The following is a 25,620-nucleotide window of genomic DNA, read 5'->3' on the forward strand; positions in this document are numbered from 1 at the left end:
CGCTCACTCGATGATCATCAGCGGCGCGCCGAACTCGACCGGCTCGGCATTCGCCACCATGATACGCACGACCTTGCCCGCGCGCGGCGCGGGGATCTGGTTCATCGTCTTCATCGCTTCGATGATGAGGAGGGTCTGGCCTTCGGCCACGGTATCGCCGACCTGCACGAAGGGCGCGGCGCCCGGCTCGCCCGAGAGATAGGCGGTCCCGACCATGGGCGAGGCGACGGTGCCCGGATGCGGACCCGCATCGGCGGGCGCAGGTGCTGCGGCGGAGGGGGCTGGTGCTGCGGCCGGGCGGGGCGCAGCCTCGGCCACGTGGTGGACCATGGGCGCGGGCGCGGCGTGGACGAACTGAGGCATCGCGCGCGAGAGCCGGACCTTCAGCTCGTCGTCCTCGCCGTATTCGCGCTCGACCTCGATCTCGGTCAGGTCGGACTCGCGCAGCAGCTGGGCCAGCGCGCGAATGAAGGCAACATCGTCCTCGGTGCTCTTGCTCATCGGTCCTTCCTTGCGCCTCCGCAGGCCAGCGCCGTCATCTCGCGCGCGCTTGCCCGCGCGCGAAGCGTCGCCGTGTCCTCGCCCGCCTGCGCGTGCCTGTGGCGCGGCCCTGCGGGCAGAGTGAGGGGTTATACCGAAAGGGGCCGCGCGTCAAAGGCATTGGGGGTCGGCAGACATACGGCCGCCCCGCCCCGCCCGCACTGCCCACGCGCCCAGCACAAGGGCGCGCGGGCGGGTCTGCGGCCTCAGTTCGCGGCCGTCGCGCGCGCCTGCCCGATCGCCGCCATCATCGCGTCCGCCTCGATGTAGCCGCGCACGATCTGGCCGCCGATCACGAAGCTCGGCGTGCCCTGGATGCCCAGCGCGTCCGCTAGCGCGTGGTTCGCGGTGATCCGGGCGGTGACCTCGTCGCTGGCGGCGCGGTCCTTCAGCTCCTTGATGTCGTAGCCGGCATCGGCCGCCAGACGGTAGGCGACGGCCTCGGTCAGGTTGCCGCGGAACTCCATCAGCGCGTTGTTGAGCGAGCCGTACTTGTCGGGATCGACGTCGTGCGCGGCCATCGCAACCCGGGCGGCGGCAACCGAGTCGGGCCCGAGGATGGGGAATTCCTTGACGATCAGGCGGACATTGGGATCGGCGTCGAGCACCGCCTTCACGTGGGGATGCGCGCGCTTGCAGTAGCCGCAGCGGTAGTCCGAGAACTCGACGATGGTCACGTCGCCCTCCGGGTTGCCACCGACCCACGAGAAGCCGTCGTCGAACAGCGCATCGGCGTTCGCCATCACGAGGTCGCGGTCGGCGTTTGCGGCGGCGGCGTTGCGGCGCTGTTCGAGGATGCGGATCGCGTCGTAGATGACCTCGGGGTTCTCGAGGAGGTAGCCGCGCACCGCCTCGCCGAATGCCTCGCGCTGTGCCGGGCTCATCTTGCGGAAATCGATGCCGCCGTCCTGCGCCGCGGCGGGCAGCGCGGGCAGGGCCATCGCGGCCGCGACGAGAAGGCTTCCGATCGAGCGGTTCATCGGGTCGGTCTCCTGTCCATTGGGCGCCGCCGCGGACATACGCGGCCGGCCGGCCCGATCATTCCTTTTCGTCGGCCAGCGCGACGATGTCCTGCGCCCGCAACCATCCCGGCGAGCCCTCGGGGAGTATAGTGGAAGCGCGGCGCGCGTGAAGCGCCGCATCCTTCCGGTCGCCGCCGAGCGCAAGCCGTTCAGCCGTGACCAGAGCGGCCATGCCGTCGTTCCCCGCGCGGTTGTAGGCGACCGCAAGGTCACGCAGCATCGAGGGGTCGCCGGGATCGTCGCGGCGCGCCGATTCGAGGATCTGGAGCGCCTCGGCGTCGGCCGACTTCGTGCCGAGAGCCAGCAGCACGCGCCCAAGCCCCGCCTTCAGGAGCGGCTCGGCCGGGGCCGCCGCAACCGCCTTGCGGTAGAAGGTGACCGCTTCCTCGGGCCGGGCCTGCTCGAACAGGAGCTGGCCCTTGAGCTCGAGGTAGAAGGGGTCGTTCGGGCGCAGCGCGAGCAGCCGGTCCATCGCCGCCAGCGCACGCGGCTGGTCGGGCAGGCGGTGATAGGCCACGGCCTTGGCGTAGAGGACGGTCTCGGTCTCCGCGGCGTCCTCGTACTTGTCGAGGACGCGCTGCGGCGACGAGAGGAAGCCCTCCAGCTTGGCGCGCATCCGGGCGTGCCAGTAGTCGCGCTCGGGGTCGTCCGGGAAGCTGCGGCTCTGCGCGGCCGCGACCTCGCGCTGGATGAGCTGGACGCGCTGGGTCGAGAGCGGGTGGGTCAGCGTGTAGGGGTCGAGATTCCCGACGCTCAGCACCTCCTGCCCGCGGAACTTCTCGAGCACCTGGAGCATCCCCTCGGGGCTGACCCGCGCGCGGGCGAGGTAGTCGAGCGCCGCCTGGTCGGCCGCCGCTTCCTCGGCCCGGTTGAAGCGCAGCAAGTTGCGGGTGATCAGGCTCTGGCTGCCCATGGCGATGGCGGCGCCCGCATCACCCGAGCCCGCGGCGGCGGCCGCTGCGACGCCGAGCAGGAGGCCGATCAGCGCCGGTCCCTGGGCGTTGCGCAGGTTGATCATGCGCCGCGCCAGGTGGCCGCCGGCGATGTGGCCGGTCTCGTGCGCGATGACGCCGATCAGCTGCTCGGGCGTCTCGAGCTGGATCAGCAGGCCGGTGTGCAGGAACACATTGCGCCCGCCCGCCACGAAGGCGTTGAGGCTGGGGTCGTTGATGATGAAGATGTCGATGCTGGCGGGGCTGAGGCCGGCGGCCGAGAAGACCGGCGCCGACATGCTGGCCAGCGTGCGCTCGATCTCGGCGTCGCGGATCAGACCGAAGGCCTGCGCAAGGCCGGGCAGGGTGCTGCCAAGGGCGATGACCCCCACGGCGAGCGCGCGCGCGACGCGTGACGTTCTGCGGCTCAACTTCCGTTCCTTCGGCTGCCTGGGCCCGGGCCGCCCCTTGCCGGCATTCTCGCGTGTCGGCCTTGTCCTTGCCCGATGCCGGTGCAACGAATATCGGGATCGAATCCGTCAATGTCCATCCGAGGAGACGGCATCGTGAAAATCTCGCGCCGCAGCCAGACCGCGCCCTTCATCGCCATGGACGTGCTGGCCGAGGCCGGGCGGGCCGAGGCGGCGGGCCGCCACGTCATCCATATGGAAGTGGGCGAGCCAGCCCATGGCGCGCCCATGGCCGCGCGCGAGGCGGTGGCGCGCGCGATCCGCGACGGCGCGGGGCTGGGCTACACCAGCGGGCTGGGCCTGCCGCGGCTGCGCGAGGCGATCGCGGGGCTCTACGCCGCGCGGCACGGGGTGGCGGTCGATCCCGCGCGGGTGGTGGTGACGGCGGGGTCGTCGGCGGGCTTCGTGCTGTCGTTCCTCGCGCTGTTCGACGCGGGGGCGCGGGTGGCGATCGCCGATCCGGGATATCCCTGCTACCGCAACATCCTGCAGGCGCTGGATGTCGTGCCGGTGCGGCTGGCGGCGGGGCCGGCGACGCGGTTCCAGCCAACGCCCGCGCTGCTGGCGGGCGCCGGGCCGCTCGACGGGCTTCTGGTCGCGAGCCCGGCCAACCCCACCGGCACGATGATCGACCGGGCCGAGATGGCGGCGCTGATCGGCTTCTGCGAGGGGGCGGGGGCGTCGCTGATTTCGGACGAGATCTATCACGGCATCACCTATGACGCGCCCGCCGTCTCGGCGCTGGAGCTGACCGGCGAGGTGGTGGTGATCAACAGCTTCTCGAAATACCACGCCATGACCGGCTGGCGCGTGGGCTGGATGGTGGTGCCCGAGGGGCTGCTGCGCACGGTGCAGAACCTCGCGCAGAACCTGTTCATCTGCCCGCCGCATCTGGGGCAGATTGCCGCGCTGGGGGCGCTGTCGCCAGAGGGCGAGGCCGAGGTCGCGGGGCACCTCGCGCACTACCGCGCCAATCGCGCGGCGCTGATCCCGGCGCTGGAGCGGATGGGCTTTCGCGACATCGCGCCGGCGGACGGGGCGTTCTACGCATATGCCCGGCTGCCCGAGGGCTGGGGCGACAGCCGCGAGTTCTGCGCGCAGCTGCTGGCCGAGCACGGGGTCGCGGCGACGCCGGGCCTCGACTTCGACCCGGAGCGTGGCGCGGGGACGGTGCGCTTCTCCTTCGCGCGGAGCACGGCGGAAATCGAGGAGGGGATCGACCGGCTCTCGCGGATGATCGCCGATGGGCCGCGCCGGGGCATGGCGGCGGCGCGGGCGGGTTGAGCCGCGCGACGACGGCGGTCCGCGAAGCGGAAAAGGGGCGGCCATGACGGCCGCCCCTTTCTTCATCGTCGATTCCGGCCTGCGCGCCGCGCGGCCTCAGCGCAGCGACCACCAGCCGCGGCGCTTGGGTCGGTCGGCGTCGCCCGGCCGTTCAGGCTGCGGCTGTTCGCCCTGCACCGTCTCGGTCTGCGGCTGTTCGGCCTGCACTGGCGCGGGTTGCAGCTCCTCGGCCTGCATCGGCTCGGGCTGGGCGGGCTCGGGCTTCGCGTGGGCTTCAGGCAGCGCTTCCGGCTCGGCCTCGGCCACGGCGTCGGGCCTCGCCTCGACCGCTTCGGGCTGGAGTTGCGGCGCCACGGGCTCGGGTTCGGGCCGTGGTTCGGCGGGCGCCGCGGCTGCTTCGGCCTCGGCTGCGGCCGCCTCCTCGGCGCGGGCCTTGGCCGACTTTCGGCGGCGTGGCGCGGGCTTCGGCGCGGCTTCCTCGGCGGCCGGGGCCTCTGGTTGGGCCTCGGCGGCCTCGGGAACGGCGTCCGCCTTCTTGCGGCGGGGCCGGCGCTTCTTCGGCTCGGCCTCGGCGGCTTCGGGCGCTGCGGCGTCCGGCGGGGCGGCCTCGGCGGGCTCGGTGGCTGCCGCGACTTTCGCGGCAGGCGCTTCGGCCTCGGTCGCGGCTGCGGCTTCCTCGGGTTCGGCTCCAGCCTCGGGCGCGGTCACGCCGCTCTCGGCGGCCTGCGGCTCGCCCTCGTCGCCGCCCGCGCGCCGGCGGCGTCCGCCACGCTTGCCGCGGCGGCGGCGCTTGCCGCCCTTGCCGTCCGCCTCGTCGCCGGACGGGGAGGGTGCGTGCGCGGGACGGGCGGCTGCGGGGGCGGGTGCCGCCTCGACGACTTCCTCGACCTCCTCCGCATCCTCGTCTTCGGTGTCGAAGTCGAAGTCCCGCGCGACCGACTGCGCGGTGATCGCGGCGGCGCCCGTGGTCACGACCGGCCGGCTCTGGGTCTTGGCACGCTCGATCTTGTAGTTCGGCGTCAACAGCGTCGCATCGCCGAAGACGTTGATCACCATGCCGTAGCGCTCCTCGATCGCGGCGAGGTGGCGGCGCTTGAAGTTGATGAGGTAGTTCGCGATCTCGACCGGCAGGGTCACGCCGACCTCGACCGAGCGGCCGCGCACGCCCTCCTCCTCGATCTCGCGCAGGATGGCGAGCGCCATGTTCTCGTCCGACCGGATGATCCCCTGGCCGTGGCAGTGCGGGCAGGGCTGGGTCGTCGCCTCGAGCATGCCGGGGCGCAGGCGCTGGCGGCTCATCTCCATCAGCCCGAATGCCGAGATGCGGCCGACCTGGATGCGGGCACGATCGGTCTTGAGGCGCTCCTTCATCCGCTTCTCGACGGCGCGAATGTTGCGGCTGTCCTCCATGTCGATGAAGTCGATGACGATCAGCCCCGCGAGGTCGCGCAGGCGAAGCTGGCGCGCCACCTCGTCGGCGGCCTCGAGGTTGGTCTTGGTCGCCGTCTCCTCGATCGAACCCTCGCGCGTCGAGCGGCCCGAGTTCACGTCGATCGCCACCAGCGCCTCGGTCACGCCGATGACGATGTAGCCGCCCGATTTGAGCTGGACCACCGGCGAGAACATGCCGTTGAGATAGCTCTCGACCTGGTAGCGGATGAAAAGCGGCACGTTGTCAGCATATTGCTGGACGTTCTTCGCGTGCGAAGGCATGAGCATCTTCATGTAGTCCTTCGCCTCGCGGTAGCCGCCGTCGCCGGCCACGAGGATCGTGTCGATGTCCTTCGAGTAGATGTCGCGGATGGTGCGCTTGATCAGTGAGCCTTCCTCGTAGATCAGGCAGGGCGCGCTCGACTTCAGCGTGAGGTCGCGAACCTGCTCCCACTGGCGCAGCAGGAACTCGTAGTCGCGCTTGATCTCGGCGCGGGTGCGTTCGGCGCCGGCGGTGCGGACGATCAGGCCCATCCCCTCGGGCACGTCGAGCTCGGCCACGATCTCGCGCAGCCGCTTGCGGTCGGCGGCCGAGACGATCTTGCGGCTGATGCCGCCGCCGCGCGCAGTGTTGGGCATCAGCACGCAGTAGCGCCCGGCAAGGCTGAGATAGGTGGTCAGCGCCGCGCCCTTGTTGCCGCGCTCCTCCTTGACGACCTGGACCAGCATGATCTGCCGGACCTTGATGACGTCCTGGATGCGGTAGCGGCGGCGGCGATGGGCGCGGGCCTCGGCCTCCTCCTCGCGCAGGTCGTCCGTCCCGCCAGATCCGACCTCCTCGGGCGCCGCGGCCTCCTCGGCCTGCGCGCCGTCTCCGTCCTCGCCGTTCTCGGCGGTCGGCCCGGGGGTCTCGCCGTTCCCGGCCTGCGCCGCGGGGGCGTCGTCGCGGCCGCCCTTGGGCCGGCGGCGGCGGCGGCGCGACTTAGGCCGCGATCCCTCGCCCTCGGCCGCACCGGCCTCGCCCTCGGGCATGGCGATGTCCTCGCTGACGCTCTCGTCCTCGCTGTCGAGCCCGGCATCCTCGGCCATCGAGCGCGGCGTGCCGTCGTCGTCCTCGCGGTCGTCATCGCCGCCCGCGGGAGCGGCGCCGGTGGCCGGCGCGGTCCCGATGTCCTCGGCCGCGGCGGCGCCGCCGGCCGGGGAGAGCATGTCGACCGGCCCCGAGGGTGCTTCGTCCTCGTGGCCGTCGCCTTCGGGTTCGATCACCGCAAATCCCGCGATCTCGCTCCCTTCGGTGTCGGGGGCCGCGCGCGGGGCGCCGCGCCGGTCGGCCTTGGCCCCGCTCCGCGCCGCGTCCTTGCCGCCGTCGCGGCGGTTACGGCCGCGGCGGTTGCGCCCGCGCCCGCCCTCGCTCTCCTCGTCCTCGGCGGCTTCGCGCTGGGCGCGGGCCTCCTCGCGCAAGAGCGCCTGCCGGTCGGCAACGGGGATCTGATAGTAGTCGGGATGGATCTCGGCGAAGGCGAGGAAGCCGTGCCGGTTGCCGCCGTAATCGACGAAGGCCGCCTGCAGCGAGGGTTCGACCCTGGTTACCTTCGCGAGGTAGATGTTGCCAGCGAGCTGGCGCTTGTTGATCGATTCGAAGTCGAAATCGTCAACCTTGTTGCCGTCCACCACGACGACCCGGGTCTCCTCCGGGTGGGTGGCGTCGATGAGCATCTTCTTTGCCATGAATTCCTTCGCCGCCCCGGCCCGGCGCGCCACGGGCGCGGAGGGCGGGGGGTGGGCGTCTCTCGATCTGTGGATGGACCCGGCCGGTGCCGTGCGCGGGGCCGGCGAGAGAGCGGGGCTCTCCTGCGGCAACACGGTCCTGGCGGTGCGGGCGGGTCATCTCGGTCTCGGTCCGGGCGCCGCGTGTGGCGGCGCGATGAGTGTTCTGTCGTCGGGTGCGCGGTCTGCGCGGTCGGAGCCGGGTGCCGGACCCGGTTCCGGCGCGCCGCGAAGCGGGCGCCATGGCCGGATGGGCCGGTCTGATCCTCGGGTCCTTGCGTCCGAGGCAGGTCGCCGTGGACAAGGGGCCGATTTGCTCCGACTCCGCTATAGCGGCGCGTCCCGTTCATGACAATTGGATTTTGGCCGGGAAGCACGCCGTGCTAGGCTGCCCGTCGAGGCACGCAAGACCGCGGCGCAGCGCGACCGTGGCGGCAACGGAACCGGAGCAGGGTCATGGCGCGAACGGCGGACCGCGTGCGGCGGCTTTCGGCTGCGCGTCGGCGCATCTTGGCGCTGGCGCTCGGGGCTGCAATGGCGTGGACGGGTGCGATGTTCGCCCGAGCGGACTCGACCGACGTCGCGTCGGTTCGGCTCGACGCGCTGTCGAGCCGGTTCCTCGCGGGCGGGGTCGTGCTGACGCTGGAGCTGAGCTCGCCCGCGCCCTTCACCTTCTTCACGCTGGACGCGCCGCGGCGGCTGGTGATCGACTATGCCTCGAGTACCGGGGAGGGGCCGGACGAGCTTCCGGACCTCGCCCCGCCGCTGGGCGAGCCGCGCTTCGGCCTGTTCCGCCCCGACCGGGCGCGCGTCGTCGTGCCGCTGGCGCAGCCGATGCAGGTGAGCCGCGCCGCCGCGCGCGCCGGTGCCGCGGGCATCGAGATCACGCTGGTGCCGGTGCCCCCGGATGTCTTCGCCGCCCGCGCCGGCTGGCCCGCCGGCGCGCGGTGGGAGGATGCGGCATCGCCGCGCGATCCGGTCCTGCCGGGCGACGCGCGGCTGGTGGTGGCGATCGACCCCGGCCATGGCGGCATCGATCCCGGCGCGATGTCCGACGGCGTGATGGAGAAGGACGTGGTGCTCGCCTTCGCGCAGCGGCTCGCGCGGCACCTCGAAGCCAGCGGCGGGGTGCGGGCGGTGCTGACGCGCGAGCGTGACATCTTCCTTCCGCTGGGCGAGCGGGTGCGCATCGCGCAGCGGGCGGGCGCGCATGTGTTCATCTCGCTCCACGCCGACATCGTCATCGAGGGCGAGGCGGCGGGCGTCTCGGTCTACACCCTGGCGCCCGAGGCGAGCGACGCGGCCGCCGCCGAACTGGCCGAGCGCGAGAACCGCGCCGACGTGCTGGCCGGCGCCGAGGCCGCGGGTGTCGAGGACGACGTGGCGCGGGTGCTGATCGAGCTGGCGCAGCGCGGCAGCATGGCCGAGGCCGAGCGGCTGGCGAAGGCGACGCTGGCGATGCTGCGATCCGAGGTGGAACTGCTGCGCTCGCGCCCGCACCGGCGCGCCGATTTCCGGGTGCTGAAGGCGCCGGGGATCCCCTCGATCCTGATCGAGCTCGGCTTCCTCACCAGCCCGGTGGATCGCGCGCGCATCGTGACCCCGGGCTGGCAGGAAATGGCGGCGGGCGGGGTCGCGCGCGGCGTGCTCGACTGGGCGGGCGAGACCGCGCCGGCCTGGCGCGCGCCGCGCACGGCGCAGCGGCCCTGACCGCGGCGCGCGATCCGGGCATGGCCTGAGCCCGCGTTCTGCGATAAGAGGGGGCCAGATGAAACGCTCTGCCGTCGGGATGCATTTGCAGGACGGGCATCGACAAGCTTCAAGGGACCAACGGCCGGTATGATCCGCTTTCTCGGCTTCCTGTTCAGCGCGCTCAGCTCGGCGGCGCTCTTCGCCGTCGCCGGGGCCTTCGCGCTGGTGCATCTGTTCGGCAACGACCTGCCAAAGCACGACGAGCTTGGGAACTACCAGCCCAAGATGCTGAGCCGCGTCTATTCGGGCGAGGGTGAGGTGATCGCCCAGTTCGCCACCGAGCAGCGCGTCTTCGTGCCCATTGACGAGGTGCCCGAGCTGGTCAAGGCCGCCTTCATCTCGGCCGAGGACAAGAACTTCTACAGCCATCCCGGCGTCGACGCGGTTGGCATCGTCAAGGCGCTGTTCCGCTACGCGCAGGCCAAGGCAACGGGCGGGGACACGCGGCTCGCGGGCGCCTCGACCATCACCCAGCAGGTGATGAAGAACTTCCTCGTCGGCAACGAGCGCGACATCGAGCGAAAGATCAAGGAGGCGATCCTGGCCGTCCGCCTCGACGGGGCGCTTACCAAGGACCAGATCCTGGAACTCTATCTCAACGAGATCTTCCTGGGCGCGCGCGCCTACGGCATCCTCGCGGCCGCGCGAAACTATTTCGGCAAGGCGCTGGAGGAGCTGACGCCGGCCGAGGCCGCTTACCTTGCCGCGCTGCCCAAGGCGCCCTCGGACCTGCATCCCGTGCGCAACCGCGAGCGCGCCATCGCGCGGCGCAACTACGTCCTGCGGCAGATGGAGGAGAACGGCTACCTCACCGCCGAGGAGGCGCGCGCCGCGCGCGAGAGCCCGTTCACGACCCTGCTGGACGGCGACGCGCCGGTCGCCGTGCTGAACCCCGATCCCGATTATTTCACCGCCGAGGTGCGCCGCCAGATGATCCGCGAGGTGGGCGAGACGGCGCTCTACGAGGGCGGCCTCGCGATCCGCGCGACCATCGACCCGGCGATGCAGGCCGCGGCCGGGCGCGCACTGCGGCGCGGGCTCGAGGGCTACGACCGCGACCTGGGTGTCTGGCACGGCACGCTGGGGCAGATCGAGGCGGTCGCGGCGGGCGAGGTTGAGGGCTGGCGCGCCGCGCTTGGCGACCAGTCGATGCCACGCGACATCGCGGACTGGCACCCGGCGGTGGTGCTGGAGGTGGGCGACAGGACCGCGATCGTCGGCATCGAGGGCGTCGAGGCCGACGGCCCCGAGGGGCCGGGCACGGCGCGGCTGCAACTGGCCGACGAGAAATGGATCCGCGCGGTCGAGCGCGGAGCCGAGCGGACGCGCGCGCCGCAGCGGGGCGACGACCTCTGGCAAAAGGGCGACCTGCTCATGGTCGCGCGGGCCGAGGAGGGCGAGGGCTGGCGGATGCGCCAGATCCCCGAGGTGCAGGGCGCCTTCATGGCGATGGACCCGGCCTCGGGCCGCGTGCTGGCGCTGTGGGGCGGGTTCTCCTACCAGGAATCGGTGTTCAACCGCGCCACCCAGGCGCTGCGCCAGCCGGGATCGTCGTTCAAGCCCTTCGTCTATGCCGCGGCGCTCGATGCCGGCTATACGCCTGCGACCATCGTGCTCGACGCGCCCGTGGTGGTGCGGCAGGTGGGGGGCGAGGACTGGCGGCCCAAGAACTCGTCGGGCCGCTTCTATGGCCCCTCGCCGCTGCGCGTGGGGCTTGAGCAGTCGCGCAACCTGATGACCATCCGCATCGCCCAGCAGGTCGGCATGGACCGCGTCGCCGCCTATGCCGAGCGCTTCGGCGTCTACGAGAACATGCCGCATCACCTGAGCTATGCGCTGGGCGCGGGCGAGACGACGCTCTACGACATGGTCGCGGCCTACGGGATGTTCGCGAATGGCGGCAAGCGCGTGCGGCCGACCGTGATCGACCGCATCCAGGACCGCAATGGCAACACGCTTTACGCGCACGATCCCCGCTTCTGCCAGGGCTGCACGGTGGACGGGACGGCGCCGAAGGGCGAGCCGCTGCTGTTCGACCAGCGCTCGCAGATCATGAACCCGGTCACCGCCTACCAGATCGTCTCGATCCTCGAAGGCGTGGTGGCGCGTGGCACGGCCAGCCGGACGGTGGGCGGGCTCGGCTTCCCCGTGGCCGGCAAGACCGGCACGACGAACGACGCCAAGGACGCCTGGTTCATCGGCTTCACCTCGGATCTCGTGGCCGGGTGCTTCATCGGCTTCGACAACCCCAAGCCGATGGGGCGGGGGGCCTATGGTGGCACGCTGTGCGGCCCGGTGTTCCGCGAGTTCATGGCCGAGGCGATGAAGGACCGCGTTCCGGGCCCGTTCCGCGAGCCCGACACCGGCGGGCTGGTCACGGTCAAGATCGACCGGCTGACGGGCGAGCGGCTGCCGGACGAGGCCTCGGGGCCCGACGTGATCGTCGAGGTGTTCCAGCTTGGCTCGGAGCCCGAGCTCTATGCCGAGGCGAGCGCGATCGCGGGCGACGAGGTGCTGTTCGGCAACTTCGGCGGCGACCTGCCCTTCGCCTTCGCCGGAGAGGGGGCCGAGTCGGGCTGGGGCTCGGGCTCGCTCCCCGAGACGTCCGAGGGCGGCGAGGACCCGGCGCGCCGTCCGCCATCGACGCCCAGCGTCGGGCTCGGGACCGGCGGGCTCTACTGAGCGCCGCGCGCGCCTTTACCCGACCCCGATCCGTCGCTATGTGTCGCGCCAGCAAATTCCGTTCGAGGACGAGACAGGTCGAATGAAATCGGAAACCGCCGCCGTGATCGCCGAGATCGAGAAGTCGCTGGCACTCCTGCGCCAGCGGCTCAGCTGGGACACGGCCGAGGCGCGGCTCGAGGAATACAACGCCTTCGCCGAGGACCCGAACCTCTGGAACGATCCGGCGCGCGCCCAGAAGCTGATGCGCGAGCGGCAGGTGCTTTCGGACGCCGTGGACGGATACCGCGCGCTCGCGAACAGCCTCGCCGACAACCGCGAGCTGATCGAGCTGGGCGAGGCCGAGCGCGACGACGAGATCGTGGCCGAGGCCGAGGCCGCGCTGGCCGAACTGCGCGAGACCGCCGCCGCGAAGGAGGTCGAGGCCCTGCTGTCGGGCGAGGCCGACGGCAATGACTGCTTCCTTGAGGTCCATGCGGGCGCCGGCGGCACGGAAAGCTGCGACTGGGCCGCCATGCTCGCGCGCATGTATGTCCGATGGGCCGAGGCGCATGGCTACAAGGTCGAGTTGCAGTCCGAGAGCGGCGGCGAGGAGGCCGGGATCAAGTCCGCCACCTACCGGGTGAACGGGCCGAACGCCTATGGCTGGCTCAAGACGGAATCGGGGGTGCATCGGCTGGTGCGCATCTCGCCCTTCGACAGCCAGGCGCGGCGGCACACCTCGTTCTCGTCGGTCTGGGTCTATCCGGTGGTGGACGATTCGATCGAGATCGAGATCGCGCCCAACGACATCCGCATCGACACCTACCGAAGCTCCGGCGCCGGCGGGCAGCACGTCAACACCACCGACTCGGCGGTGCGGATCACGCATATCCCGACCAACATCGTCGTCACCTCGTCCGAGAAGTCGCAGCACCAGAACCGCGCGAACGCCATGGCGGCGCTGAAGGCCCGGCTCTACGACCTCGAAATGAAGAAGCGCACCGCCGCGATCCAGGAGGCGCACGAGGCCAAGGGCGAGGCGGGCTGGGGCAACCAGATCCGCTCCTACGTGCTGCAGCCCTATCAGATGGTGAAGGACCTGCGCACCGGGGTCGAGACCTCGGACACCGCGGGCGTGCTGGACGGCGACCTCGACCGCTTCATGGCGGCGGCGCTGGCGCAGGAGGTCACCGGCAAGACCCGCGCCGAGGCGGCCGCCGAAGAGGTCTGACCGGGGGCAGGGGGCGCGATGAGCGAGACAGCGGTCGCAGATCTCGACCCCGAGGCGGCAAAGGCCGAGATCGCGCGGCTGACTGCCGAGATCCGGCGCCACGACGAGGCTTACTTCCAGAAGGATGCGCCCGAAATTTCGGACGCGGCCTATGACGCGCTGAAGCACCGGCTGGCGGCGCTGGAAGCCGCGTTTCCCGAATTCATCGCGCCCGACAGCCCCTCGCTGAAGGTGGGGGCGGCGCCGTCCGAAGGCTTCGGCAAGGTCCGCCACCGAGTGCGGATGCTGTCGCTCGGCAACGCCTTCACGGACGAGGACGTGGCCGATTTCGTCGAGCGCATCCGACGCTTCCTGTCGATGAAAGACGGCGCGCTGGCCTTCACCGCCGAGCCCAAGATCGACGGCCTGTCGCTGAGCCTGCGCTACGAGGGCGGCCGGCTGGTCGAGGCCGCCACCCGCGGCGACGGCGAGGAAGGCGAGAACGTCACCGCAAATGTCCGCACGATCAAGGAAATCCCCGATCGCCTGCCCAAGGGCGTGCCCGAGGTGTTCGAGGTGCGGGGCGAGGTCTACATGCGCCACGCCGACTTCGCTGCCTTGAACGCCGCGCAGGCCGATGCCGGCGACAAGATCTTCGCGAACCCGCGCAACGCGGCGGCCGGGTCGTTGCGCCAGCTCGACCCCGCCGTCACCGCGCGGCGGCCGCTCAGGTTCTTCGCCTATGCCTGGGGTGAAGTGTCGGCTCTGCCTGCGGACACACAGTCGGGGGTGATCCATGCGCTGGGCGACTGGGGCTTCCCGATCAACGACCGCATGGCGCGCTGCGACAGCCTCGAGGCGCTGCTCGCCCACTACCGTGCGCTCGAGGCCGACCGCGCGAACCTCGGGTACGACATCGACGGCGTGGTCTACAAGGTGGACCGGCTGGACCTGCAGGAGCGACTGGGCTTCGTCAGCCGCGCGCCCCGCTGGGCGATCGCGCACAAGTTCCCGGCCGAGCGTGCGACCACGGTGCTGGAGGGGATCGACATACAGGTGGGCCGCACCGGGGCGCTGTCGCCCGTCGCGCGGCTCAGGCCCGTGACCGTGGGCGGCGTGGTGGTGTCGAACGCGACGCTGCACAACGAGGACTACATCGCCGGGCGCGGCGCGAATGGCGAGCCGATCCGCGAGGGGCGCGACCTGCGCATCGGCGACACGGTGACCGTCTACCGCGCCGGCGACGTGATCCCCAAGGTCGTGGACGTGGACCTCATGCGCCGCCCCGCGGATGCGGTGCCCTACGAGTTTCCCACGCTCTGCCCGGCCTGCGGCAGCCACGCGGTGCGCGAGGCGGGCGAGGCCGTGCGCCGCTGCACCGGGGGGCTGACCTGCCCGGCGCAGGCGGTCGAGCGGCTCAAGCACTTCGTCAGCCGCGGCGCGCTGGACATCGAGGGCCTGGGCGCGCGCCAGATCGAGGCGTTCTGGGACAAGGCATGGATGAAGGAGCCCGCCGACATCTTCACTCTGGAACAAAGGTTCGGGCCGCAGGGGACTGAACTGCAACGACTCTCGAAGCTGGAAGGTTACGGAGAGAAATCCGCCACGAACCTTTTCGCCGCGATCCGGGAGCGGCGCGCGGTGCCGCTCGACCGCTTCATCTTCGCCCTGGGCATCCGGCACGTGGGCGAGACCACGGCCCGGCTGTTCGCGCGGCACTACCTGTCGTGGGACGCCTTCGCCACGGCAATGGCCGAGGCCGCAACCGACGAACAGGCCCGCGCCGCGATCCTTGCCATCGACGGGGTGGGCGACGTCCTGGCCGACGCGGTGATCGCCTTCTTCGACGACGAGCACAACCGCGCGGCGCTCGACCGGCTGCTGGCGCATGTCACCCCCCGCGACGCCGAGCGCCCGAAGACCGAGGGCAGCCCCGTCGCCGGCAAGACGCTGGTCTTCACCGGCACGCTCGAGCGCATGAGCCGGGCCGAGGCCAAGGCGCGTGCCGAGGCGCTGGGGGCGAAGGTCGCGGGCAGCGTCTCGGCAAAGACCGACCTCGTGATCGCCGGGCCCGGCGCGGGCTCGAAGCTCAAGACCGCCACCCAGCTCGGGATCGAGGTGATCTCGGAGGACGACTGGCTCACCCTGATCGGCGCGGGGGAGGGGGCGTGAGCTACCGCGCCACCTGCCACTGCGGTGCGGTGCGCCTGACGTTCCCGCGGCTCGACCTTGCCAGCCGCAGGCGCTGCGACTGCTCGATCTGCCGCAGGAAGGGCGCGATCGTCGTCAGCGTGCCGGTCAGTGAACTGACGGTCGAGGCGGGCGAATCCTTGCGCCTCTACACCTTCGGCACGCACGCCGCGAAGCATTATTTCTGCGGTAGCTGCGGGATTTACACGCACCACCTGAGACGCTCGAACCCCGACGAGTTCGGCCTCAATCTGGGCTGCGTCGAGGGCGTGGAGCTGACCGGGCTCGATGTCCCGTGGGTGGACGGCGTCAACCATCCCGCCGACCGCGGCGCTTGACGCCTCGCGCCGCCGCCGCCATGACCTGAGGCGATGGCACGCCCCGAGATCCTCTTCCCGCTCTTTGCCGACGCGTCCGGGATCAAGGGCGTGGGGCCGCGCACGGCTAAGGCGCTGGCGCGGATCGGGCTCGAGCGGGTCGTCGACCTGATCTTTCATCTGCCCACGGGCGTGATCGACCGCCGCCTGCGCGACAGCCTGATCGGCGTGACGCCGGGAGAGAGCGTGACGGTGCTGGTCGAGGTGGCCGAGCACCACGTGCCGCGCAGCGAGCGCCAGCCTTGGCGGGTCGTCGTGCTTGGCGGGGGGATCGCCTTCGAGTTGCTCTATTTCCGCCCGCGCCGCGAGTGGCTGACGGGCGCGCTGCCCGAGAGGGCGGTGCGGGTGGTGTCGGGCAAGGTCGACTTCTATGACGGGCGGCTCCAGATGCCGCATCCCGACCTGGTGCTGAGCGAGGCCGAGGCGGCGAGCCTTCCGCCCTTCGAGCCGGTCTACGGCCTCACCGAGGGCGTGAGCGCGCGGATCATGGCGAAGGCGGTGGCAGGCGCCGTGGCGCGCGCGCCCGACCTGCCGGAATGGCTCGACCCCGCTATGGCGGCGCGCGAGGGCTGGCCCGGCTGGCGCGCGGCGCTGGCGGCGGTGCACGCGCCGGAGGGTGCCGCGAGCCTCTCGCCCGGCACGCCGGCGCGGCGGCGGCTGGCCTATGACGAGCTGCTCTCGCACCAGCTTGCACTGCAGATCGCGCGCGAGAAAATGCGCCGCGGCAAGGGGCGCGTGACGGCGGGCGACGGCGGGCTGAGGGCAAAGGCCGCAGCGGCCTTCGGCTACCCACCCACGGGCGCGCAGACCCGCACACTGACCGAGATCGCCGCCGACATGGGGGCAGGGACCCGCATGATGCGTCTCCTGCAAGGCGATGTGGGCGCAGGGAAAACCTGGGTCGCGGCGATGGCGCTGATGATCGCGGCCGAGGCCGGAGGGCAGGGCGCCCTGATGGCCCCGACCGAGATCCTCGCCCGCCAGCACGCCGCCAACCTCGCCCGCATGGCCGAGGCCGCGGGGGTCGAGGCGATGCTGCTGACCGGCCGCGACAAGGGGGCGGCGCGCGAGGTCAAGCTCGCCGCGATCCGCGAGGGGCGGGCGCAGGTGGTGATCGGCACGCATGCGCTGTTCTCGGGCGACGTGGAGTTCCACGACCTGCGCCTTGCGGTGATCGACGAGCAGCACCGCTTCGGCGTACGCCAGCGGATGGAACTGACGGCCAAGGCTCCCTTCGGCTGCGACCTGCTGGTGATGACGGCGACGCCCATCCCGCGGACGCTGGCGCTCGCGGGCTATGGCGATCTCGACATCTCGGTGCTGGACGAGAAGCCGCCGGGGCGCCAGCCGGTCGAGACGCGGCTGGTTTCGCTCGACCGCGCGGACGATGTGGTGGCGCGGCTGCGCGCGGTGCTGGCCGAGGGGCGGCGGGCCTACTGGGTCTGTCCGGCGGTCGAGGACAGCGACGCCTCGGACCTCGTCTCGGTCGAGACGCGTCACCGGGCGCTTGCGGACGCGCTGGGGGCGGATCGCGTGGCGCTGGTGCACGGCCAGATGGCCCCCGACGCGCGCGATGCGGCGATGGCGGCCTTCCAGTCGGGCGAACGGCAGGTGCTGGTCGCAACCACGGTAATCGAGGTCGGCGTCGACGTGCCCGAGGCCACGATCATGGTGATCGAGCAGGCCGAGCATTTCGGTCTCGCGCAACTCCACCAGTTGCGCGGGCGGGTGGGGCGCGGGGCAGGGCGCTCGTTCTGCCTTCTGCTCTACGCGGCGCCGCTGGGCGAGACGGCGCGCGCGCGGCTCGAGATCATGCGCGAGACCGAGGACGGCTTCCGCATCGCCGAGGAGGACCTCAGGATCCGCGGCCCTGGCGACCTCATCGGCACCGCGCAATCGGGCCTGCCGCGGTTCCGGCTGGCCGACCTCGACGCCGACCGCGGCCTGATGGAGATGGCGCGCGACGACGCGCGGCTGGCGCTGGTGCGCGAGCCCGGACTGGACGGCGCGCGGGGGCAGGCGCTGAGGGTGCTGCTCTACCTTTTCGAGCGCGACGCGTCGGTGCGGCTGCTGAAGGGCGGGTAGGGACGCGCCGAATGTTCTAAAAATGTTCTGGACTCTTTCGGGAACTTGTGGTGAACATACCAACAACAGATGCAGATTCCCGATGGAGAACCATCATGGCGCAGATGCTCAAGGCCCGGAACTTCCTCACCCAGGCGCCGCGCGAGGCGCTGGCCGATGCCGCCGGCATCGCCGTGATGTGCCTGCTGATCTTCGCGGGCTTCACTCTGCCTGCACTGCTCTGACTTCGCCTGCGGTCCAGACGGGACCTTCGGCGGGCCTCAGCCACCCCATGCGGCCCGTCATTCGCCGGTGCCGGCGCCTGCTGCCGGCTTCCCTCGCTGCGTGCGTGTGCGCGCCCCGGACCGCCACATCCGGGCCGCGCGGGTCCCAACCCATCTGGAACGCCAACTCGGCCGCCGCCCGACACGGGTGGCGGCCTTTTTCCTGCGTAAGGATGAATGAACCCCGGAACGCCGTGACGTATCCGTCGCACCGTGGGCACGCGCGGCGCCGATGTGGGGATCCGTCGGGTGCCGGACTCATCGCGCCTGGTGCCGGGGCCGGGCCGGCCGCGCAGAATGCCGAGGCAGGGAGTGCTCGCCCCGTGGTGCAATCCTTACGAAGCGGCCGTACGGTGCGGCCCTCGCAGCAGGTAGTCGAGGGTCGAGAACTTGCCGGCCGCCGCCGCGCTCCCGGCCGCGCGCTCGATCGAGCTCGACCAGTCCAGCGCCGTGATCTGCGCATCCTCGGACAGCCCCGCGAGGTTGTCGCCCAAGCCCGCCTTGAGCCGCGCCACCAGAGAGATGACGGCCTCGAGTCGATAGTTCTCCAGCGGCCGCCCGGCCAGCGCGCGGTCGAAGTTCAGAATCCGGGCCTCGGCGGCGGCGCGGAAGCCGTGCACCGCATCCTCCTTCACCGCCGCCAGCGCGTGGCGCGCCGAGGCGAGATAGCCGCGCACCAGCGGATTCTCGAGCGTGAGCCGCTTGTAGTCGTAGACCGGGCCCTCGAAAACGTCCTTGCCGCCGCCATGCACGCCGTAGACGGTCATGCTGCCGCGGTAGAGATCGACGGTAATCGGCCTGAGCTCGCCGCTCGGCTGCGCCATCACGATGTCGTAGTCGCCCGACAGTTCGACGAAATCGGGCTCGCCGAACATCGCGCAGAAGGCAAGCGCGGTCGAGAGCGCCGCGACATCGCCCTTGCGCACCTCCTGCCGGTGGGCCGGGCCGTCGTCGACGGTCATGTCGGTCTCGGGCGCGTGGATGTAGAGTTCGGCAACATCGCGGGTTTTCAGCGCACGCGCCGCGATACCGCGCAGGGCATGGGGCACCGAGCTGAAATGCAGCGCCCGGCCCGATTGCCAGGTCGCACCGGGGCGGCGCTCGCGGATCCGGATCGTCGCCGAGACGGAGGGGAACCCCGTGCCGGTGACCGCCGCGAGATGCCGCGAGAGCTTCTGGTCGAACTCGGTGAACACGTTGCGCGAGACGAGATGCGAAATCTCGCATTCGCGCTGGTCGGCAATGTCGAAACAACGCACGTCAACCAGCGGGATGCGCTCGACGCTCGGTTCGACGACAGCCTCGAAGACGTTGAGGTCACGCATGGCGATAACAGCCGCACTCCATGGAAAAATGCTTTGTCCGATCAGTGGTCCGTTCGGAGAAGCCTACAGCACTCGTTGAACGCGTGAAAGCGAGGTTCTGTTCCATCGTGGGACTGATTGGCCGCAAAGGTGGTCCAGGGGTCCCGATTCCCGACATGAGCGGACAATGCGGATTCGCAGAAGGAATATTATGTTAAAAAAACGCCGATGTGGTTCCGGACGCTTCGATCACTGCGCGGCCAGCGGCTCGCGGCGGATGATCTCAACACGGTCGCCGAACTCCTTGCGGAACTGAAAGAACTCGCGCTCGGTCATCTCGACGTCGAGGCGTGCGCCTTGCTCGTCGTCTTCACGGCGGCGGACCTCAGCGTGACGGTGGAGCCAGGCGATCGCCTGTCCCTCGGCATGGCCGAGTCGCATGGTGAGCCCAAGGCGCCGCGGGAACAGCCGCAGCTCGATCTCGCGAACCAGCGCGTCGCAACCCTCGCCGGTGACCGCCGAGATGGCGACCGCGTCGAGATCGCGTCCCGCCTGCGCCCGGATGGCGGCGGCGTCGTCCGCGCCGAGGCGGTCGATCTTGTTGAGCGCCGAGACGATGCCCTCGCGCCGCGCGGCATCGACGCCGAGCTCGGCCAGCACGGTCATCACCTCGGCCGCCTGGGCCTCGCTCTCGGGGTGCGAGATATCGCGGACATGGACGATCAGGTCGGCCTCGAGCACTTCCTCGAGCGTCGCGCGAAACGCCGCGACCAGTTGCGTCGGAAGATTCGAGATGAACCCCACCGTATCGGACAGGATGGCAATGCGGCCCGAGGGCAACGAGATCTGGCGCATCGTGGGATCGAGCGTCGCGAACAGCAGGTCCTCGGCGCGGACGCCGGCCGAGGTCAGCCGGTTGAACAGCGTCGACTTGCCGGCATTCGTGTAGCCCACCAGCGCCACGATCGGATACGGCACGCGCTTGCGCGCCGCGCGGTGCAGCGTCCGGGTCTTGACCACCTTGGCAAGCTGCCGGCGGATGCGGGTGATCCGCTCGTCGATCATGCGCCGGTCGGCCTCGATCTGCGTCTCGCCGGGACCGCCGACGAAGCCGAGGCCCCCGCGCTGGCGCTCGAGATGCGTCCAGCTCCGCACGAGGCGGGTCTTCTGGTAGCTCAGATGCGCGAGCTCGACCTGCAGCACGCCCTCGCGGGTCTGGGCGCGCTCGCCGAAGATCTCGAGGATGAGCCCCGTGCGGTCGAGGATCTTGACCTTCCACTCACGCTCGAGGTTGCGCTGCTGCACCGGGCTCAGCGGACCGTTGATGATGACGAGATCGACGCGCTCTTCGGCGAAGCGCGCCTTCAGCTCGGCCACCTTGCCCGAGCCGAACAGCATTCCCGGATGCGGCTTGGGCAGCGGCACGACGATGCCGCCGACCGGCTCGAGGTCGATCGCGCGGGTGAGGCTGAGGGCCTCCTCGAGCGCGGCGCCAGGCTCAGGCGAGTCCGGCGCCCTCAGGTCGACATGAAGGACGAAGACGCGCGTCACGCCTCCCCTGCCCCGGGCACGATCACTGCCCGCCTTCGCCGTCGTACAGGCTGAAGGGTTGCGCAGGCATCACGGTTGAAATGGCGTGCTTGTAGACAAGCTGCGACTGACCGTCGCGGCGGAGAAGAACACAAAAGTTGTCGAACCAGGTAATCACGCCTTGCAGCTTCACGCCGTTCACCAGGAAGACGGTGACCGCCACCTTCTGCTTGCGAACGTGATTGAGAAAGGTGTCCTGCAGGTTCTGCTTGGTTTCGCTGGCCATCTGTTTTCTGCCTTTTTGGGTTTTGCTCTTGGCGCGTCGTGGCCGTTCGGGTGACTCACCAGCCCGACTGTGAGGGGCCGGGCCGCGCTTTTCCAGAGGTTTTTTTGCTGCTCCCCAGGCCGCGCCAGAGATCGGGGCTGATGAGGGCGATGATCACCAGCGCCTCGATCCGGCCAAGCACCATGCCGAGCGCAAGAAAGGCGCGCGACAGCGGGTCGAGCAGGCCGAAGCTGACCTCGGGGCCCAGCACCGTGGCATAGGCCGGCCCGGTGTTGGTAATTGCCGCAAGCGCCGCGATCAGCGAGCGCTCGAAGCTCTGCCCGGCAAGGCCCAGGCCCATCGTCACCGTGAACACCGCGAAGACATAGAGCATGACGAAGGCCCAGGCGATGAAGGCGCCGCGCGTCGTCTGGCCGCGCAGGCCGGTCCCGCTGCCATGCACGGCATAGGGTTGCGCCAGGCGATCGAGCTCGTTGCGGCCGTGGCGCAGCAGTTCGACCGCGCGGATCAGCTTGATGCCGCCCGCCGTGGTGGCCGCGCCGCCGCCGATCGCGCAGAGCCCGAGCAGCACGAGGCCCGGGTTCGGGAGGCCCGACCAGCTGCGCGCGCGCTCCCAGTAGGCGCTCTCGAAGCCCGTCGTCGTCATGAAGCTGATGGTGGTGAACAGCCCGCCCCAGAAGGCCGAGATCGCGTCGGCAAGGCCGCTGCGGGCCGAGGCTTCTATCGTCAGCACGCCCAGCCAGTGGCGTAGGAACAGCGCGAGCGTTACAAGGACGACCAGCACCGCCATAAGCTTGAGTTCCGGGTCCTGCAGGGCCGTGCTGCGCGCGCCGATCTGGCTTGCGCGCGCGTAGATCAGCCGCGTCGCCGCCAGCACCATGAAGGCGGCGGCCGCGAGTTCCGCGCCGATGTCGGGGCTCGCCGCGAAGCCCGTGGCGCTGGGCGAGATGCCGCTCGTCGACAGGATCGACATGGCGTGCACGATGGCGGTGACCGCCCCCTGCCCCGTCATGTGCAGCACCAGCGCAAGCAGTGCCGTGAGGCCGCAATAGACCGGCAGGATCGCCCTCAGTGCCCGGCGGATGCGCGCATCTACAGGAGCGACGCCTGTGCCGATGTCGATCCGACCCGCCGTGCCGGCATCCGCGCCGGACTGGGTCAGCACCTCGAACCCGCCCAGGCGGCGTGGCGCGAGAATGGCGTAGGCAGCGGTCAGCGTCATCAGCCCGCCCAGCCAGCCGACGAGGCCGCGCCACAGGTGCACGGGCATCGGGATCGTGTCGGGCGCGGCATAGACCGTGCCGCCGGTGGTGGTGAAGGCCGCGACCATTTCGAACCAGGCGCCGCCGAAGCCAATCTGCGGCGTGATGAGATGGAGCGGAAGCGCCGCGAAGACCGGCAGAAGCGCCCAGCAGGCGACGAGGAAGACGATCTCGCCGAACCCTGGCGGGAGGCGGCGCGGTCCCGAGAGCGCGACGCCCAGGATCGCCGCGGCGAAGCCGGTGGCGATGGCGGCGTAGAGGAAGCTCCGCCCGGCGCGCCACTCGCCCTCGATCACCGCGGCCGCGGCCGGTAGCAGCATGGCCGCGGCCAGGACCCCCAGGGCGAGCGCGAACAGCGGCGGCAGGGCTTTTCGCATCGGCTTAGAAGTAGTCGACGCTGACGCGGAACATCTGCTCGACCTGGTGCACCGCGCTGCGCTGGGCGAACAGGACCATGATGTCGCCGACGCGGATGGCGAGGTCGCCGTGCGGCATCTTCACCTGCCCGCCGCTGAGGATCGCGCCGACGATCGAGCCGGCGGGAAAGCCGATGTCGCGCAGCCGCTTGTCGGCCAGCGGCGAGGTCGACATGACCTGCGCCTCGATCACCTCGCCCTCGCCGCCGCCGACCGAGTAGACCGCGCGGATCTTGCCCCGCCGGACATGGCGCAGGATCGACGAGACCGTGGTCGCGCGCGGGTTGATCAGCGCGTCGACGCCCAGCGGGCCGGCGATGCGCTCGAAGGTCGGGTCCTTCGACAGCGCGATCGAGATCGGGCAGCCCGCCTGCCCCGCCAGCGCGCAGCTGAGCAGGTTGGTGCGGTCGTCGTCGGTCAGCGCGACGATGGCGTCGGCATCGGCGATCCCGGCCTCGGCGAGGATGGCGGCGTCGAGCGCGTCGCCATTCAGCACGATGGTCCTCTCGAGCCGGTCGGCCGCGAATTCCGCGCGGGTGCGGTCGCGCTCGATCAGCTTCGAGCGGAAATGCGGCCGGGTCTCGAGCTCGCGGGCGACGCGCAGGCCGACATTGCCCGCACCCACGATCACCACGCGGTTCGCCTCGAGATTCTGCCGGCCGAAGATGCCGAAGGTGCGCTGCACGTCCTCGCGCGCCGCGATGAAATAGACCTCGTCCTCGGCGAAAAGCTGGTCCGAGGGGCTGGCGACGAACAGCTTGCCGTCGCGGCGCACGGCGACGACGATCGCCCGGAGCGTCGAGAACAGCTCGCTCAACTGGCGCAGCGGCGTGTTGAGCACGGGACAATCGGCCTCGAGCTTGAGCCCGACGAAATGCACCGCGCCGTCGAGGAAGGGCTCGATATCGAAGGCCGCGGTGGCCCCCAGCCGGCGAAGGGTCACGCGCGCGACCTCGGTCTCGGGCGAAATGATCACGTCGATCGGCATGTGGTCGCGGCGGAACAGGTCGGACCACTCGGCCTCGAGATAACTCTCGGTGCGCACGCGCGCGATCTTGGTCGGAACCTCGAACACCGAATGGGCGACCTGGCAGGCGACCATGTTGACCTCGTCCATCGAGGTCGCGGCGATCACCATGTCGCAGTCGCGGGCCCCGGCGCGGGCGAGCACGTCGGGATGCGAGGCAAAGCCGATCACCCCCGACACGTCCAGCAGGTCGGTCACGCGCCGGATCAGCTCGGCATTGTTGTCGATGACGGTGACGGAGTTGCCTTCGTCCGACAGGTGGCGCGCGATCTGGAATCCGACCTGGCCTGCGCCGCAAACGATGACCTTCATGCGGTCTTCTACCCCCGCGGGCCCCTGCCCGCCGCCGGCCCCGGAACCCACCGGGCCGCGCCCGGCGGCCCTGCGCCCCGCGCGCGGCGCCGATCCGGGGCGCAAGCGTGCGGCGAGCCTATGGCCCGGCGGGTCGGCGCGTCAACGCTGTCATGGCGTCATCCCGGAGGTCCGGCGCGAGACGGTGCCGCCGAGGTGCATGGGCGCGGTCGCTGCCAGCGTCCCGCGCGCCGCAACGCCGCGCGCGGGGGTGGTGGCGGCAGCGGCATGTCGCGATGGGAGCGAGGCATCCGGCACGGACCTCGATTGCGCTCGGGCGGCGCTGGGCGCGCCGTCGACCTGCATCGCAGTGGTCCGGCTGGCCGCGCCCGCTGCGCGGGTGGCGCCGGGTGCCTCGGCGTGGTGCCCGGTGTCGTCGGCCTTGGCCGCCGCGGCGCCGGTGGCGTCCGCCGCCTCCCGCTGCTCGAGCTTTTCCAGCGCCGAGGCCGCCAGCGCGATGTTCCGGGCCGAGCCCTGGATCGCCGCCTCGGTGTCGCTGCGCAGCCGCTGGATGCGCTCCGCGATGATGCCGAAGGCCGCGATCGCCTGCTCCATCTGGCGCGTGATGTCGTCGGACAAGGCCATCGAGCCGTGAAGGTCCGAGGCCATCATGGTCGCGATTTCGGTGCCGTTGGTGCTCTCGGCGCTGGTCTGCCCGAGGCTGGTGGTCAGGGCGTCGAGCTGCTGGCGCGTCTGCGTCATGCGCGTCGTGAGCCGCTCCAGCGTCTGGTCGATGTCGACCGCGCAGCGGCCGGTGCGCGCGGCCAGCGCGCCGACCTCGACCGCGACGACCTTGAAGCCGCGCCCTGCATCGCCGCTGCGCGCGGCCTCGATCCCGGCATTGGTGGCGAGAAGCCCGGTCTTGGTGACGATCTCGCGGATCTCCGCGGCCAGCCGCTCGATGGCGCGGAAGGCCTCGCTGAAGCCCTGGAGCGCCTCGCCCAGCTCGCGGCACAGATCGAGGTCGCGCCCCGCCCGCTCGCCTAGCGCGCGCGCCGAGGTGGCCATGTCGTCCGCGCGCCGCCGCGAGACGTCGAGCTGGGCGCGGTTCTCGGCGGCATTGGCCGAGAGGCCGGTGAGCCGGTCGCGCAGCCCGTCGGCGGTTTGGTTCAGCGAATCGAGCATCTCCAGCCGCTCGAGCGAGGCGCGGTTGACGCGCCGGGCGTTGCCGTGGATCTCGCTGACGATGCGGCAGGCGGCGATCTTGTGCTCGTCCGGCGCGGCGCAGCGCTCGCCCGCCGCGGCGACCTGCCGGAGCATGACGGCGCCACCGCTGAGCGAGACGAGGAAGGGCACGACCAGAGTCAGCAGCGCCGGGACGACGGCGAGCCCCTCCCCCGCCACGATGCCCGGCCCCTGGTTGATCGCGGTCAGGACGGGCCCGACCACCATCGCCGTGAGAAGTGCCCGCAGAGCCACGCCTCGCATTGCCGCCTCGCCTTGTTCCGGTTGCTGCC

18 protein-coding genes are annotated in these 25,620 nt (G+C 71.0%); 8 read left to right on the forward strand and 10 right to left on the reverse strand.

The window, feature by feature from the left end; all coding sequences use genetic code 11:
• Nucleotides 1–3 precede the first annotated feature (3 nt).
• The 3 genes from accB to M1105_RS17275 all read right to left on the reverse strand — a co-directional run bounded on the left by accB (nt 4) and on the right by M1105_RS17275 (nt 2,925).
• The gene (gene accB, locus M1105_RS17265; RefSeq protein ID WP_249581631.1) at nt 4–501 is read right to left on the reverse strand and encodes an acetyl-CoA carboxylase biotin carboxyl carrier protein; all 498 of its coding nucleotides are present in this window, start codon (nt 499–501) and stop codon (nt 4–6) included.
• A 245-nt stretch (nt 502–746) separates the two neighbouring features.
• Nucleotides 747–1,520 carry a DsbA family protein gene (locus M1105_RS17270; protein ID WP_249581632.1) on the reverse strand — a complete coding sequence of 258 codons (774 nt, stop codon included), beginning with the start codon at nt 1,518–1,520 and terminating at the stop codon, nt 747–749.
• Between the two features lie 58 nt (nt 1,521–1,578).
• Nucleotides 1,579–2,925 (reverse strand): M48 family metalloprotease, encoded by a 1,347-nt coding sequence (locus M1105_RS17275; protein ID WP_249581633.1) that lies wholly within the window; start codon nt 2,923–2,925, stop codon nt 1,579–1,581.
• A 135-nt stretch (nt 2,926–3,060) separates the two neighbouring features.
• On the opposite strand from M1105_RS17275, the gene M1105_RS17280 reads away from it, so the two are divergent.
• Nucleotides 3,061–4,248, forward strand: coding sequence for a pyridoxal phosphate-dependent aminotransferase (locus M1105_RS17280; protein WP_249581634.1), 1,188 nt, complete (start codon nt 3,061–3,063; stop codon nt 4,246–4,248).
• A gap of 96 nt (nt 4,249–4,344) precedes the next feature.
• Here M1105_RS17280 and M1105_RS17285 read toward each other — a convergent pair whose 3' ends face one another.
• Nucleotides 4,345–7,407, reverse strand: coding sequence for an Rne/Rng family ribonuclease (locus M1105_RS17285; RefSeq protein WP_249581635.1), 3,063 nt, complete (start codon nt 7,405–7,407; stop codon nt 4,345–4,347).
• Between the two features lie 495 nt (nt 7,408–7,902).
• On the opposite strand from M1105_RS17285, the gene M1105_RS17290 reads away from it, so the two are divergent.
• The 7 genes from M1105_RS17290 (at nt 7,903) to M1105_RS20710 (ending at nt 17,948) form a co-directional block, all read left to right on the forward strand.
• Complete coding sequence (locus M1105_RS17290; protein WP_249581636.1) at nt 7,903–9,156, forward strand: N-acetylmuramoyl-L-alanine amidase; 1,254 nt, start codon at nt 7,903–7,905, stop codon at nt 9,154–9,156.
• A 129-nt stretch (nt 9,157–9,285) separates the two neighbouring features.
• Entirely contained in the window at nt 9,286–11,880 is a 2,595-nt protein-coding gene (locus M1105_RS17295; RefSeq protein ID WP_249581637.1) for a penicillin-binding protein 1A, read from the forward strand.
• A gap of 82 nt (nt 11,881–11,962) precedes the next feature.
• Nucleotides 11,963–13,093, forward strand: a complete 1,131-nt coding sequence (gene prfB / locus M1105_RS17300) for a peptide chain release factor 2 (protein WP_249581638.1) — start codon at nt 11,963–11,965, stop codon at nt 13,091–13,093.
• Nucleotides 13,094–13,111: 18 nt separating this feature from the next.
• Nucleotides 13,112–15,244 carry an NAD-dependent DNA ligase LigA gene (gene ligA / locus M1105_RS17305; RefSeq protein ID WP_249581639.1) on the forward strand — a complete coding sequence of 711 codons (2,133 nt, stop codon included), beginning with the start codon at nt 13,112–13,114 and terminating at the stop codon, nt 15,242–15,244.
• The gene (locus M1105_RS17310) at nt 15,241–15,600 is read left to right on the forward strand and encodes a GFA family protein (RefSeq protein ID WP_249581640.1); all 360 of its coding nucleotides are present in this window, start codon (nt 15,241–15,243) and stop codon (nt 15,598–15,600) included. The genes ligA and M1105_RS17310 overlap by 4 nt, the downstream gene beginning before the upstream one ends.
• A 33-nt stretch (nt 15,601–15,633) precedes the next feature.
• A complete protein-coding gene (gene recG / locus M1105_RS17315; protein WP_249581641.1) occupies nt 15,634–17,724 on the forward strand; it encodes an ATP-dependent DNA helicase RecG in 2,091 nt (696 codons plus the stop codon).
• A gap of 95 nt (nt 17,725–17,819) precedes the next feature.
• A complete protein-coding gene (locus M1105_RS20710) occupies nt 17,820–17,948 on the forward strand; it encodes a hypothetical protein (RefSeq protein WP_264759703.1) in 129 nt (42 codons plus the stop codon).
• A 374-nt stretch (nt 17,949–18,322) separates the two neighbouring features.
• On the opposite strand, the gene M1105_RS17320 is transcribed toward M1105_RS20710, so the two are convergent.
• The 6 genes from M1105_RS17320 to M1105_RS17345 form a co-directional block, all read right to left on the reverse strand.
• Nucleotides 18,323–19,312, reverse strand: a complete 990-nt coding sequence (locus M1105_RS17320) for a hypothetical protein (protein ID WP_249581642.1) — start codon at nt 19,310–19,312, stop codon at nt 18,323–18,325.
• A gap of 228 nt (nt 19,313–19,540) precedes the next feature.
• Nucleotides 19,541–20,842 (reverse strand): GTPase HflX, encoded by a 1,302-nt coding sequence (gene hflX / locus M1105_RS17325; RefSeq protein ID WP_319936802.1) that lies wholly within the window; start codon nt 20,840–20,842, stop codon nt 19,541–19,543.
• 22 nt (nt 20,843–20,864) lie between these two features.
• A complete protein-coding gene (gene hfq, locus M1105_RS17330) occupies nt 20,865–21,107 on the reverse strand; it encodes an RNA chaperone Hfq (RefSeq protein WP_249581643.1) in 243 nt (80 codons plus the stop codon).
• A 55-nt stretch (nt 21,108–21,162) separates the two neighbouring features.
• Complete coding sequence (locus tag M1105_RS17335) at nt 21,163–22,746, reverse strand: potassium transporter TrkG (protein ID WP_249581644.1); 1,584 nt, start codon at nt 22,744–22,746, stop codon at nt 21,163–21,165.
• Between the two features lie 4 nt (nt 22,747–22,750).
• Entirely contained in the window at nt 22,751–24,124 is a 1,374-nt protein-coding gene (gene trkA / locus M1105_RS17340) for a Trk system potassium transporter TrkA (RefSeq protein ID WP_249581645.1), read from the reverse strand.
• A gap of 150 nt (nt 24,125–24,274) precedes the next feature.
• On the reverse strand, nt 24,275–25,591 hold the full coding sequence (locus M1105_RS17345; protein WP_249581646.1) for a methyl-accepting chemotaxis protein: 1,317 nt from the start codon (nt 25,589–25,591) through the stop codon (nt 24,275–24,277).
• Nucleotides 25,592–25,620: the final 29 nt, after the last annotated feature.

Origin of the sequence: Thermohalobaculum sediminis, from assembly GCF_023487995.1 — a bacterium.
Lineage (GTDB): Bacteria > Pseudomonadota > Alphaproteobacteria > Rhodobacterales > Rhodobacteraceae > Thermohalobaculum > Thermohalobaculum sediminis.